Source organism: Vreelandella indica, assembly GCF_037070225.1.
Taxonomy (GTDB): domain Bacteria; phylum Pseudomonadota; class Gammaproteobacteria; order Pseudomonadales; family Halomonadaceae; genus Vreelandella; species Vreelandella arctica.
The window spans coordinates 99,405-112,594 of the sequence record NZ_JBANSO010000015.1; the positions used below are offsets into that span (position 1 = coordinate 99,405).

Below are 13,190 nucleotides of genomic sequence, written 5' to 3' on the forward strand. Positions count from 1 at the left end.
CGACAAACAGCAGCTTTATTCAGCTTGGTAACTTTATCCACAGGGCGTTTTAGTCACCGCCCTGTGGATTATTTTTATCTGCCTATCTTATCAGTCACCCCAGCAGCGAGCGCAGCCCGGCAATGGCATCTTTACCCCGGGCCTGTTTTTTCTCTGGGTCTTCTTTATCTGCTCGGCCTTCCCACTCCAGGTCCTCGGCGGGCAGCTCTTCTAAAAAGCGGCTCGGCTGGCAGTCCATGAGTTCACCGTAGGCTTTACGCTGGCGGGCAAGCGTCAACGTTAGCGTACGTCGCGCCCGGGTAATACCCACATAGGCCAAGCGCCGCTCCTCTTCCACGGTGCCTACTTCAATGGCGTTGCGGTGGGGCAGCAGGTCTTCCTCTAGCCCCATCAAATAGACATGCGGGAACTCCAGCCCTTTGGAGGCGTGCATGGTAAGTAGCTGCACTCTATCCGAGTCATCCTCTTCTGCCTGCTGCTCCAGAATATCGCGCAGTACCAAGCGTGAAATAGCCGCTTGAACGCCGTCGGTTTCGGTGGAATCGGTATTCTCTTCCGGGTCCCGGTTAAGCGACTTCTCTAGCTGGTCGATCAAAATCCACACGTTGGCCATGCGTCGCTCGGCCACGGTGGGCGCGCTGGCGTTTTGATACAGCCACGCTTCGTAATCCATATCCCGCAGCATATCGCGAATGGCGGCAATCGCATCGCCTTGATCCATGCGCTTACGCACGCCATCAATAAAGTGGGTAAAGCGGCTTAAGCGCTCTGTCGCTCGGGTCGGCAGTACTTGCTCCAGCCCAAGCTCGTGGCAGGCGGCAAACAACGATATCGAGCGTTCGGTGGCGTAGTTGGCGAGTTTCTCTACCGTTCCAGGGCCCACTTCACGGCGCGGTACGTTCACAATGCGCAAAAAGGCGTTGTCGTCCGCGGGGTTAATTAGCAGGCGCAGGTAAGCCATGGTGTCTTTGATTTCGTTGCGGGAGAAAAACGACGTGCCGCCTGAGAGCTTGTAAGGGATCTGATAGTGCTGGAGCTTAAGCTCTAATAGCCGTGCCTGGAAATTACCACGATAAAGCACCGCAAAGTCGCGCCACTCGGCCTTCTCTTTGATCCTGCGCGTGAGCATTTCGCTGGCGACCCGCTCGGACTCCGCCTCTTCATGGCGATTCACGATGACCCGAATGGCCGCGCCATCGCCCATATCAGACCACAGTGTCTTCTCGTAAACGTGGGGGTTATTGGCGATCAGCGTATTGGCGGCGCGCAGTATCGTGGCGGTAGAGCGGTAGTTCTGCTCCAGCTTGATGACTTTCAGGCGCGGGAAATCTTCCCCCAGGGTAATCAGGTTCTCAGGGCGGGCACCGCGCCAGGCGTAGATCGATTGGTCATCGTCGCCCACCACGGTAAAGGTGGAACGCTCCGCCATCAGTAGCTTCACCAGCAAGTACTGTGAAACGTTGGTGTCCTGATACTCATCCACCAGCATGTAGTGGATTTTGCGCCGCCAGCGCTCGAGCGCTTCCGGATCGTTCTTGAGCAGTACCACCGGCAGCAGAATCAGGTCGTCGAAATCCACCGCGTTGTAGGCTTTTAAATGGCGTACGTAGGCTTCATACACCCGGGCGGCAAAATGCTCATCGTCATCGGCGGCAAACGAGAGGGCATCGCTGGGCAGTACCAAGTCATTCTTCCAGGTGGAAATTTTGCTCTGCACGGCATTGATCTGCTCGGCATCCACCTGGGCGTCTTTGTTCATCAAATCGCGCAGCAACGCCTTGGCGTCTTCCGGGTCAAACAGCGAAAAGCCCGGCTTGTAGCCCAGGGTTTTAAGCTCGCCGCGGATAATATTCAGCCCTAGGGTGTGAAAGGTAGAGACCGTGAGCCCGTGGCCCTCTTTGCCGTGGAGCATCTGGCCGACGCGCTCTTTCATCTCCCGCGCAGCTTTGTTGGTAAAGGTCACCGCCGCGATTTTGCGCGCGCTCATCCCGCATTCTTGTACCAAATAGGCAATTTTGGTGGTGATCACGCTGGTTTTACCGGAACCAGCGCCCGCCAATACCAGGCAAGGGCCATCGATGTAGCGCACGGCTTCCTGCTGGCGCGGGTTTAGCCCTTTAATGCGGCTAAGAATGCTCTTGGGCGTGGCAGGCGTCATGGCGTCGGTCATCCTCTACGAGAGTTGCTAGTCGGCTTCAAGTACGGTTTCAAGTACAATCAGCCGCTTGGCGAAGGCATAATAAACAGGCAGGTGGAGATGTTTGAAGTAGCGCTTTTTGAACCGCGCATGGCGCCTAATACGGGCAATATCATGCGCTTGGTGGCCAACAATGGCTGCCGATTACACCTGATTGAGCCGCTTGGCTTCGACCTGGAAGAGAAAAAGCTGCGCCGCGCTGGGTTGGATTACCGTGATATCGACAACGTGACCCGCCACGCGGATTTTAACGCTTTTCAGCAGGCCATGCAGGGGCGGCGTATCTGGGCGATCACCACTAAAGGCACGCGCACCTACAGCGATGCCGACTTTGCCCCGGGCGATGTGCTGCTATTTGGTTCTGAAACCGCTGGGCTCTCGCCTCAAGTACACGAAGCGCTAACCGCTGAGCACAAACTGCGCCTGCCTATGCAGCCCAATAACCGTAGCCTGAACCTTTCCAACGCCGTGGCTATTGTGAGCTACGAAGCGTGGCGCCAGCAAGGTTTCACTGGCGCGCTGTCAGTCTAATCAGTTGGCAATGCCGTAGCGGTCACGATAGGCCCTGATGGCTTCGGCGTAGGCAAGCATTTCGCCACCAGCGTGCTCTTCAAGGTAAGTAAGCACTTGCTCTAAAGTGACGATACTGACGACCGGCATACCGTATTCGGCCTGTACTTCCTGGATCGCACTCTGCTCGCCCTGGCCGCGCTCTTGGCGGTCTAGCGCAATGATGACGCCGGCGGCGTGAGCGCCACTCTGCTTGATCAGGCTCATCACCTCGCGAATGGCGGTACCGGCGGTGATGACGTCATCAATAATTAAAATACCGCCAGCGAGTTCGGCACCCACGATATTGCCGCCTTCGCCATGAGTTTTAGCCTCTTTGCGGTTGAACGCATAGGGCATGTCCCGGTCGTGATGGTCGGCCAGCGCTGCCGCCGTGACCGCTGCCAGCGGAATGCCCTTATACGCCGGGCCAAACAGCACATCAGCGTTTAAACCGCTATCGGCAATTGCCTGGGCATAAAAGCGCCCCAGCTTGGCCAGTGCGCGCCCGGTTTGAAACAGCCCAGCGTTGAAAAAATAGGGGCTAACACGGCCGGATTTAAGCGTAAACTCACCAAACTTAAGCACACCTTGCTCAATGGCAAAGGCAATGAAATCGCGCTGGTAGGGTTGTAGAGTGGTAGCCACGGCGTTCCTCACTAGGCGGTAGGTTTAAATCGGCACGAAAGCAACAATAAACGCGGGTAAATGGCAAGTTTTAGGCGCTGCCTTTACCCAAACGTCTAAACGTCGGGTATCATACAGCAGCGACGCAAAAGGGACGATTTATGAAAATTGCCAGCATCAATGTCAATGGTATTCGTGATGCCGTCGATCGTGGCTTCCTGGACTGGCTGGCTCAGCAGGATGTCGACGTGGTCTGCGTGCAGAACATCAAGGCAAAAAGTTTTGAACTGGGTGACCACATTCTGTATCCGGAAGGCTATGAAGGCTACTTCCTAGATGCCGAAGAGGATGGTTTCTCCGGTGTGGCACTCTATTGCCGCAAAATCCCCAAGGCGATTATGTATGGTCTTGGGTTTCCTCAGTGTGATCATGAAGGACGTTTTCTGCAGGCGGATTATGAACGCTTCAGTATCGTCTCCTTCCTGATGCCTGATGGAAGCGACCAGAAAGCCAAACAGGCGTTTATGGAGCAGTATCAAGAGTACCTCACCAAGATGTCGCGCAAACGCCGCGAGTACATCCTCTGTGGTACTTGGCATGTTGCCCACAAAACCGTCGACTTGGCTAACTGGTCGGACAATCAACTGACCTCAGGCTTCCGCCCGGAAGAGCGCGCCTGGATGGATCAGGTGCTTGGCCCCACCGGTTTTATCGACACCTTCCGCGAAATCAATCGCGATGCAGGTGAATATACCTGGTGGCCGAAGCTTGACCAAGACGTACCCCGTGAGCGCCAGGAAGGCTGGCGGATCGACTACCAGTTAGTCGGCCCCAACTTCCGCCGCCACGTGGTCGACGCGTGGATTGATTACGATGCGACCTTCTCCGAGTTCGCACCGCTAATCATTGAGTACGACCTGGCGCTCTAAGCGCTAGGCAACGAACTTTTCCCGCGTCGCCTCTCGTTCTTAGAAACAGCTCGTTCTTAGAAGCAGTGAGTGGTAATAAGCAACAAGCCGACCCTTGGGTCGGCTTGTTGCGTTGTGGCGGGCGTTAATCCTTAGCCACGAATACCCAGCGCTTCGCGCTGATGGTCGCGAAGTGCATCACCTGCCTTCTCGGCCAAATCGAGCATGCCGTTTAGCTCGGCACGGTTGAAGGCGCTGGCTTCGGCGGTGCCCTGTACTTCGATTAACTCGCCGCTTTCGGTCATCACCACGTTCAGGTCGGTATCGGCTTTGCTGTCTTCTGGGTAGTCCAGATCCAGCACCGGCACGCCTTTATAAATGCCCACGGAAATAGCGCTTACCAACTGCTTGAAGGGGTCGGCTTTGATCTTCTTTTCTCGCTGCAGGTAGCGAAGCGCATCCACCAGCGCCACGCAGCCGCCGGTAATGGCCGCCGTACGCGTGCCGCCATCGGCCTGGATGACATCGCAATCCACGGTAATGGTGAACTCGCCCAGCTTCTTCAAATTCACCGCCGCGCGCAGGCTGCGGCCAATCAGGCGCTGAATCTCCAGCGTGCGGCCACCCTGTTTGCCACGGGTCGCTTCACGGCCACTGCGGGTGTGAGTGGCGCGGGGCAGCATGCCGTACTCAGCGGTGACCCAGCCCTGATTCTTACCGCGCAGCCAGCGCGGCACACCGGCTTCTACGCTGGCATTACACAGCACTTTGGTATCGCCAAACTCCACTAGCACAGAGCCTTCCGCATGACGGGTGTAATCGCGGGTCAGGCGAATGTCACGGAGCTGGTCGGCCTCGCGACCGCTGGGACGCACAACATCAGGACGCTTAGCGCTGCTCACAAATAGTACCTCTCAATAAACGCACAACTGGAAAAGCCCTCCATTGTACACGTCTGAGCGTGCGCTGATGGGCCTATCGGGTAGACTGTTGGCAATGCTTTATACACCGTTGTTCTCTATTAGGATGAAACATGGCCACTTCCAGCCGCGTACACAGCATGACCGCCTTCGCCCGTACCGAGCAGGCCGCCCCGTTTGGCACCCTGCAGGTCGAGATTCGCTCAGTGAACCAGCGCTACCTAGAGCCGCACTTTCGCCTTCATGAAAGCCTGCGAGATTTAGAGCCGGTGCTGCGCGAAGCACTGCGTACTCGCCTGGTCCGAGGCAAAGTTGAATGCAGCGTGCGGTTCGAGAGCGCCGACACCGCCCAAGCACCGGCAGTGAACGCTCAGCGCCTAAAAGAGATTGCCGATGCCCTGGCCGCTATTCAGCAGCAGGTGCCCAGTGCCGTTCCTCCGACAACCTTGGAGCTACTCAACCAGCCCGGCGTACTGGAAACCCAGCACCTCGACCAAGACGCCATTAAAGCCGCCGCCAAAGCGCTATTTAACCAAGCGTTGGATGAACTGATCGACGCCCGCGCCCGTGAAGGCGATAAGCTGGCCGAGATGATCACCACCCGCCTAGACGCGGTAAGCGAACAAGTGGCCACCGTACGCAACCTGCTCCCGCAAATTCTGGAGCGCCAACGCGCCCAGCTGCTGGAACGCCTGGAAGTCGCCAAGACCGAACTCGACCCCCAACGCCTGGAAGCCGAGCTGGTGCTGGTGGCGCAAAAAGCCGATGTGGATGAAGAGTTAGACCGTCTCACCGCGCATATCGAAGAAGTCAGCCACCAACTCGCCCAAAAAGGCCCCAAAGGCCGACGCTTGGACTTTCTGATGCAGGAACTCAACCGCGAAGCCAATACGCTCTCATCAAAATCCGTGGTGGCAGAGACGACCCGCTGCGCGGTGGAGTTGAAGGTATTGATCGAACAGATGCGGGAGCAGATTCAGAATATTGAGTGATGTTTTCAACTACTAAAAATCGCTGTTAACCACCAGGCAGACGAAAATCAGTATGGAGACGCTGCCAATGTTCACGCAGTACCTGCTTATGGGGCTCATGCATTGGTAACTCCGTCAGTGCTTTAGGCCATAAGGTGCGGGCTTTATCAAGCGTGTCATCTAGGTGAGGCTTGATTAAGCGCCAAGGAATATCGGCTTTTTTAGCCCACTGCTGAAAGCTTTCCATGGAGGTTTGATACCACGCTTTTTGGCCAGCCAAATTAAGCGCAGTAGTACGTTCGTTGTCCATATATACGCTGGTGGTCACAATATCGTAAGCGGGTGATAACCGTGGTGTGTAGCGGTCAGTGTACAAAAGGCTCCAGTTTTTTAAGTGCGCATCGCCATTGGCTAGCAAAATATTTACCAGCAGGCGACGGGCAAATTGCTGGGCATCCGTAATAGCATCACCGGAAAACTGGTACAAAATACGGCCGATTTGCGCATAGTTAGCCGAGCCATACTTCTCATGGGGATATTTCGCTAAGACTTGAGCAAAATCTTCCATATGAACGCGCTCGGTGCCGTGCACTCCGCTCTGACGATCGAAACGCTTGATAGCAAACGCCATAGGCTCTTCTGGTAAACGGATAGCAGGCAGGTTGTCTAACGTATCAAGCGCAACCAAGCGAGTTTCGGGCATATCGATGCCTGCCAGGGCCGCCAGTTGCATTGCCGAAAATTCGTTTAAAGGAACGTAAGCATGTTGGATGGAGGGCGTTTTGATAATCCACTCACCCAACGCCTCATGGCCATCATTTACGGCGCTATGGACTAAGTTATAACGGCCATCTTTCTCCTTCATGGAGAATTTCATCTGTACGCCAGCCAACGAGAATTTATTGCCAGGCGTTAGTATAGGTGGGTATTCAATGGTTTCAGATCGTGCGTGTGGTAACCGAGCCAGTACTTTCGCCGGGATGTTGTCTGTGGTGAGAGGGCGAGCGATAAGGGCGCCGGGGAGGTCAAGACCAAGCCATGCTAGAAGAGAGAACTCATGGTCAATATGGGTTTTCAAACTATGCGCTATCAATTCACGCAGCGCACCTTCAGGCAGCAGGTTAGATAATAAGGGATGCAGCCGTTGGTGCTTCGACCAGTCTCTCGCTAAGATCTCTTCCGATTTAGGGAAATTAGGGTGCGTAATCAGGCTTAGCGTTGGGCGCTCAGAATTGTGGCGAAATTCATCAGCGAACAGCAGGATATTCTTGCCATGGGAGTAACCCGCAAGATGGCCCACCACGCTCCCATGCAGAGAGAGCTGCAGAATACTCAATCGATCCATTTAGCCCGCCTTTAAACGGTTAATCATCCCCTAATAAGCCTTTCCAAGGGTTATCGATGACGCTATCGCTGGTATCTTCCTCACTGGGAGCCGCTGCGTCTGCCGTATGGCTCGCGAGTAGAGCCAACACGGCGTCGCGCTTCTCACGGGGGATCAGCATAATCTCGCTATTCAGCCCTTTAGCCACCAGCTCTAACGTGCTGAGGCGCGGGTTACCACTGGCTTCAAGCCGCTGATACTGCTGGCGCGACATTCCCACCCGCATCTGCATGTCACTCTGCTTGAAACCCAGCTCAACACGGCGCGTTTTGATCTGATCCAGTAGCGGCATAGTGATGTCGTCAAATAAGTTGCTTTTTAGTCTATGGCAACACATTAGTTGCTATTTTTTTAAAAAGCAATTTATAAGATGACAAAAGATAGGCGAGCGCGTAGTGCTTGATTGGGGTTAAAGCTTCGGTATGTGCGCCGGTTCTTTTCGCTTTTTTAGCCCTTCAAAAAAATCAATAAAGCCAGTGGTTATGCGCCAAGGGCATGCTATTAAGCAGGTTTCTGCGTTCACGCCAATCGGGCAGGTATTTGTCCATATAGGCCATAAAGCATTCGTTGTGGTGGCGTTCCAACAAATGTACTAATTCGTGCACCAAAATGTACTCAAGGCACTCCGGTGGCTTTTTTGCCAGTTCGAGGTTCAGCCAGATGCGTTTCGCGTCGGTGTTACAGCTGCCCCATTTGGTTTTCATCTTTTTGACGCCCCAGCCAGACGCTTCAACGCCGATTTTATCCTGCCAGTAGGTGAGCAACTCGGGGATGCGGGATTTGATTTCTGCCCGGTAAAACTCGATTAATACCCGATGTTTATTATCGAGCGATGTGCCTGGATTTACATGCAAATTGAGCTTGCGCCGACTGGCTTTGATGTCATGTTTGCCGCTTCGCTCAACAAGGTTAAGACGATGCGCTTTTCCCCATAGGTAATGGCACTCACCACTAACCATTTCGCGTTCGGACTGGCGTGGTTGTTTCGCAAAATCACGCTGCTGCTGTTTAATCCAGGGAATGCGGCTGATGACCGCCATGCGTATTGATGTATCCGACATGGCGGTAGGCGCAGACACCCGCACACGACCATCCGGTGGCAGTACGCTAATATGCAGATGCTTGATCGGTTTACGATTGAGCTGCATGGCTATCGTGCCAATCTCGATGTTTGCCATCAGGCTGCGTCTCTACTCATAAATAATCTTTCTGGGCTTTAGCGAGTTCCAGTACGCTTTGGATATCTACCTCGTAACCTGCGGTTTCTTGGCGTACGGCATTGGCAATTTCACGTTCTTTAAAACGATCCCCCACCCAATCCGCTTTTTTGGTATGGCGAATTGCTTCATCGATTTTCGTGGCAAGCTGCTCATCCTTGCCGAAGTTATCGTAAAGCGCACGCTTAGCACCCGAATCAATGGTGGCTGGATAATCCGTTGTGGTGTCCCCTGGGCGAATGACCCTTCTGGATAAATCACGAATGCGTTGCAGGTATTCCTGATACGTAACGGCTTGCTGCCTGCGTTGCTTGATCAACTCGTCTAGTAACACGGACATCTGTTCGTAATATTTGGGGTTGACCGGGTTTTCATCAACAATCGTTTTGCGTACGTTGTTTTCGATGGTTTCCGCCATGGCATCGGCGTTTTTGCGAATATTTTCCGGCAGTGCCTTCACCGCATCCTCGCCTTTCTCGACGATCAGCTCAATCAGCCCCAGCTCTTCAAAATCCATCAGCACTTCGCTGTCGTCTGCACGGATATACATATCCAGCAGATGGCGCATGGCCGGTTCAAAGCGCTTCATTTCGACGAGATCACCGCTCGCCAGCTTCACTTCATCGCGTACACCTTCAAAATGCGTGACTTCCCGGCGTACAGCGTCAATCTCAGCGCTGGAGTAGCCCGCATCAGGCATTTCATTGGCGATATTGGCAAAGGCGCGCAACAACTTAGCAACGTACTGATAAAGACTTAAACGCAGAGCCTCTTTTTCCGTTAGTTCATCTTGATTGCTTCCAGACTCGCCGCAGAAGTAGTGAATATAGTCTTGCGTATGGCGGGGGGCTTTTACCGGTTCGCACAGGGCGCGCACCATTTCCAGCGCGTTATCGAGATCCTCACGGGCCTGCTCTAAACGGTCTTTGAGCAAGCCTGCGACATCCTCTTTGTCGTAGCCGTCAAACGCCTCCTGGGTGTAATCAGTAATCGCTTTATCCAGGGAGCGGAACAGGTCTTTGTAGTCGATAACGTAGCCGTACTCTTTGTCATCCCCGTCCAGCCGGTTTACGCGGCAGATAGCCTGGAACAGGTTGTGATCGGCCATTTGCTTATCAATGTAGAGATAGGTAGCTGATGGGGCGTCAAACCCCGTCAGCAGCTTATCGACCACGATCAGCAACCGCATCTGCCCTGGTTCATCGACAAAACGCTTTTTCACCTCTTTTTCAAACGCTTCTACTTGGCTGGCTGCTTTATCTTCGGGCTGCTCGAAGTAATCCGCCAGCATCTTGCGGTAGGTGTCGTACTTGAAGAGCTTTTCAGTCAGGCCTTCACCCGTTGTCTCGCCTTTAATGCTGGCTGCCGTGGGCTGAAAGCTGGTGACGATGGCAACTTTACCCACCAAATCTGACTGATTGAACATCTCATAGGCTTTACAGGCTTGGTAGACGCTGGCGCACACCAGCATGGCGTTGCCGCGACCGTCCATCAGCCGGGGTTTGGTATCCATATCCAGCAAAATATCGTTAACGATCTGCTGTAACCGAGACTTGCTAGAGAGCACCTTCTGCATGGTGCCCCACTTCTGTTTGAGCTGTGTTTTAGCGATATTGGATAAGCCGCGCGTCTTGGCGTCAAACCAATCATCCACCTTTTTCTGCGAGGTAATGGTCTGGTCGATATCCCGCGCTTCATAGCGCAGGTCCAACACCACACCATCGGCCACCGCTTCATCAAACTTATAGGTGTGAATATAAGCGCCAAAGACCTCGATGGATTTTTTCTTATCCTTTTTCATCAATGGCGTGCCGGTAAAACCGATAAACAGTGCATCTGGCAGGAGCACTTTCATTGCCTCGTGCAGCTTGCCGGTTTGGGTGCGGTGGCACTCATCCACAAACACGAACAGGTCTCCCTTGGCGCGGAAACCTTGCGGTAATGACTGCTTTAGCTCTTCGATAAACGCATCGGTGGCGGCGTCGCTTTGCGACTCTGAGTGATGTCCAAACTTGTGTACCAGCGAACATACCAGCCAAGGGTTCGGTTGGTTGAGGGTGGCGATGAGATCGGAGCCGCTTTTAGTGCGGTAAATATCCTCATCCACGCCTGTAAACACCTTCTCGATTTGCTCGTCCAGCTCCGTTCGGTCGGTCACGATTAACACACGGCTATCTTTAATATGTTCGCGAATCCATTTGGCCAGCCATACCATGGTGAGGCTTTTTCCCGAACCTTGGGTGTGCCAAATAATCCCGCCTTCGCGACGGGCAATATGCTGTTTTGACGCTTCAACGCCGAAAAACTGGTTATGGCGGCAGGTCTTTTTCACCCCGGCATCAAAAACGATAAAGTCATGGATCACTTGCAGGAAGCGCGCTTTGTTGCAAAGGCGGCTCAGGTGAAAGTCCAAGGTGTAATCAAAAGGATTGGCGATGTCTTCCTTCCACTCCAGGTAATACTTTTCCGGAGTTTCGATGGTGGCGTAGCGCAGCCCTTGAGTGTCATTGCCTGCCATCACCAACTGCATAGTGCTGAAAAAATCACGGATAAAGGCTTTTTTCTGGTTATCCAGGTTCTGACGAATACCTTCCGCAACCGACACCGACGAGCGCTTAAGCTCAATCACGCCCAGCGCAATGCCATTCACATACAGCACAATGTCCGGGCGCTTTTTGTTTTCACCCTTGATGGAGACTTCTTCAGCAATGGCAAAGTCATTGGCTTCCGGGTATTCCCAGTCGATAAGCCAAACGGTCTGGCTCTGCTCGCCCGCGCCTTCCTTGCCCTTTATGCCATAGCGCAGCAGTCGGTAGACCTCTTTGTTGGCGTAATAGAGCTTTTTGCCTTCGCCCAACGCCGCGGCGATCTCCAATTGGCGCATCGCCCGCGTAATCAGCATCTCACTGGTGCCACGCTGCCTTAGCCAGGTGCTGAGCTGCGCCACATCAATATTCTTGTTGTCCTGATCATGCTTATCGCCCAGGTGGCGATAGCCCAGCTCGGACTGAAAAAACGCAACGATACGCTGTTGGGTGGCGCGCTCACGCTGGCCGACGTTGCTCATAGCCCTGTTCCCTTTTTTTATCTTTTACACAAGCCTGCTAAATCGGCCTGTGTATTGGCGACTTAAGCAGCTGGCGCCACCAAGCGCGTTTTGCCAGTGAGCAGCTCTTGCATCATACCCTGCTTAATTTGGCGGATTTTGCCAAGGCGTTGTTCCAGTGCATGAATTTCCTCGTCTATATCAGAGAGGATATTGGCGATTGTTTTTTGCTCAAGCTTTGTTGGTGGCAGCGCAGTTTTAAAGCTATGTGCATCATTTCTATTTAATGTAGGAACTCCTGAACCGCTAGCAAATCTTTCAAAATCAATATATGTAAATAAAAAATATACAAATTTTGGTTCAGCTTTACAAAAATTAGTTACCCAGAGCGACGTGTTGTGAGGCCAGTAATCAGTATCTACAAAATGTACTTTTCCTAAAGTTCCTGACCTCCCTGTTACAACCCCTGGCCCCTTAACTTGGAATTGGTGATGAGTGTTTGCAATTCCATTTGAATAAACAACAGGATATTTGCCGTCCTTCCTTATCGTTGAAGGTAAATCGAAGCCTCTTTGCAAAGGTGCAAATTTTCCAACTTCTAGTAACTCCCAATCTTCCGGTATCTCTCCCAGCTCACTTTGCTTATAACTCTTTGTCGTACCATCCTCACGTAACGCAAATTGCGGCAAGCGAGTGCGCCCCGTCAGCAGCTGCTGCATGGTGGCGGTTTTGATGGCCTGTTTTTTAGCGATCAGCTTTTCCAGCTCGCTGATTAGCGCATCAACATCGGAGAGGGCATTGGCGATGGCGGTTTGCTCAGCTTTGGTTGGTGGAAATGCAGTTTTGAAGCTATGAGCATCATTTCTATTTAATGTAGGAACTCCTGAACCGCTAGCAAATCTTTCAAATCCAATATATGTAAATAAAAAATATACAAACTTTGGGTCAGCTTTATTAAAATTAGTTACCCACAGTGATGTGTTGTGAGGCCAATAATCAGTACCTACAAAATGCACTTTTCCTAAAGTTCCAGATCTTCCTGTTACAACCCCTGGCCCCTTAACTTGGAATTGGTAATGAGTATTTGCAATTCCGTTTGAATAAACAACGGGATATTTGCCGTCCTTCCTTATGGTTGAAGGTAGATCGAACCCTCTCTGCAGAGGCGCAAATTTGCCGATTTCTAGCGTCTCCCAATCCTCTGGAATAATCCCAATTTCAGTCTGCTTATACCCCACCGGCACGGCACCCCCCCTCTGTCAGCCTAGTTGTCCGGTTGGCGATATCGCCTAAATCTAATCCAGAGGGAGCGGCATGGAGCCCTTGTGCCACGTTATTCTGCAGAGCGTAAAGCAGCCGTCCTGAAGAAGT

Annotated in this window: 11 protein-coding genes; 3 read left to right on the top strand and 8 right to left on the bottom strand. The window is 52.9% G+C overall.

The features are described 5' to 3' along the window. Positions 1-94 precede the first annotated feature (94 nt). Positions 95-2,158 carry a DNA helicase Rep gene (gene rep / locus V8L71_RS12150; protein WP_336274264.1) on the bottom strand — a complete coding sequence of 688 codons (2,064 nt, stop codon included), beginning with the start codon at positions 2,156-2,158 and terminating at the stop codon, positions 95-97. A 99-nt stretch (positions 2,159-2,257) separates the two neighbouring features. Here rep and V8L71_RS12155 point away from each other — a divergent pair, with 99 nt between their 5' ends. Further along, on the top strand, positions 2,258-2,728 hold the full coding sequence (locus tag V8L71_RS12155; RefSeq protein WP_298964731.1) for a tRNA (cytidine(34)-2'-O)-methyltransferase: 471 nt from the start codon (positions 2,258-2,260) through the stop codon (positions 2,726-2,728). Here the strand turns inward: V8L71_RS12155 and pyrE are convergent, their stop codons facing one another. Further along, positions 2,729-3,394 (bottom strand): orotate phosphoribosyltransferase, encoded by a 666-nt coding sequence (pyrE, locus tag V8L71_RS12160; RefSeq protein WP_336274265.1) that lies wholly within the window; start codon positions 3,392-3,394, stop codon positions 2,729-2,731. A gap of 140 nt (positions 3,395-3,534) precedes the next feature. On the opposite strand from pyrE, the gene V8L71_RS12165 reads away from it, so the two are divergent. After that, positions 3,535-4,302 (top strand): exodeoxyribonuclease III, encoded by a 768-nt coding sequence (locus tag V8L71_RS12165; RefSeq protein WP_008959049.1) that lies wholly within the window; start codon positions 3,535-3,537, stop codon positions 4,300-4,302. A 131-nt stretch (positions 4,303-4,433) separates the two neighbouring features. Here the strand turns inward: V8L71_RS12165 and rph are convergent, their stop codons facing one another. Next, positions 4,434-5,156: a ribonuclease PH gene (rph, locus tag V8L71_RS12170; RefSeq protein ID WP_336274273.1), complete on the bottom strand. Its 723-nt coding sequence runs from the start codon at positions 5,154-5,156 to the stop codon at positions 4,434-4,436. A gap of 158 nt (positions 5,157-5,314) precedes the next feature. Between rph and V8L71_RS12175 the strand changes: the two genes are divergently transcribed. Beyond that, positions 5,315-6,193: a YicC/YloC family endoribonuclease gene (locus tag V8L71_RS12175; RefSeq protein ID WP_336274266.1), complete on the top strand. Its 879-nt coding sequence runs from the start codon at positions 5,315-5,317 to the stop codon at positions 6,191-6,193. 25 nt (positions 6,194-6,218) lie between these two features. On the opposite strand, the gene V8L71_RS12180 is transcribed toward V8L71_RS12175, so the two are convergent. The 5 genes from V8L71_RS12180 to V8L71_RS12200 all read right to left on the bottom strand — a co-directional run bounded on the left by V8L71_RS12180 (position 6,219) and on the right by V8L71_RS12200 (position 13,063). Continuing rightward, positions 6,219-7,517, bottom strand: a complete 1,299-nt coding sequence (locus V8L71_RS12180) for a type II toxin-antitoxin system HipA family toxin (protein ID WP_336274267.1) — start codon at positions 7,515-7,517, stop codon at positions 6,219-6,221. A gap of 19 nt (positions 7,518-7,536) precedes the next feature. Beyond that, entirely contained in the window at positions 7,537-7,848 is a 312-nt protein-coding gene (locus V8L71_RS12185; protein WP_336274268.1) for a helix-turn-helix domain-containing protein, read from the bottom strand. 172 nt (positions 7,849-8,020) lie between these two features. After that, positions 8,021-8,734, bottom strand: a complete 714-nt coding sequence (locus V8L71_RS12190) for a M48 family metallopeptidase (RefSeq protein ID WP_336274269.1) — start codon at positions 8,732-8,734, stop codon at positions 8,021-8,023. Between the two features lie 16 nt (positions 8,735-8,750). Then, positions 8,751-11,840 (bottom strand): type I restriction endonuclease subunit R, encoded by a 3,090-nt coding sequence (locus V8L71_RS12195; RefSeq protein WP_336274270.1) that lies wholly within the window; start codon positions 11,838-11,840, stop codon positions 8,751-8,753. A gap of 62 nt (positions 11,841-11,902) precedes the next feature. Further along, positions 11,903-13,063, bottom strand: a complete 1,161-nt coding sequence (locus tag V8L71_RS12200; protein WP_336274271.1) for a restriction endonuclease subunit S — start codon at positions 13,061-13,063, stop codon at positions 11,903-11,905. Between the last annotated feature and the right edge of the window lie 127 nt (positions 13,064-13,190).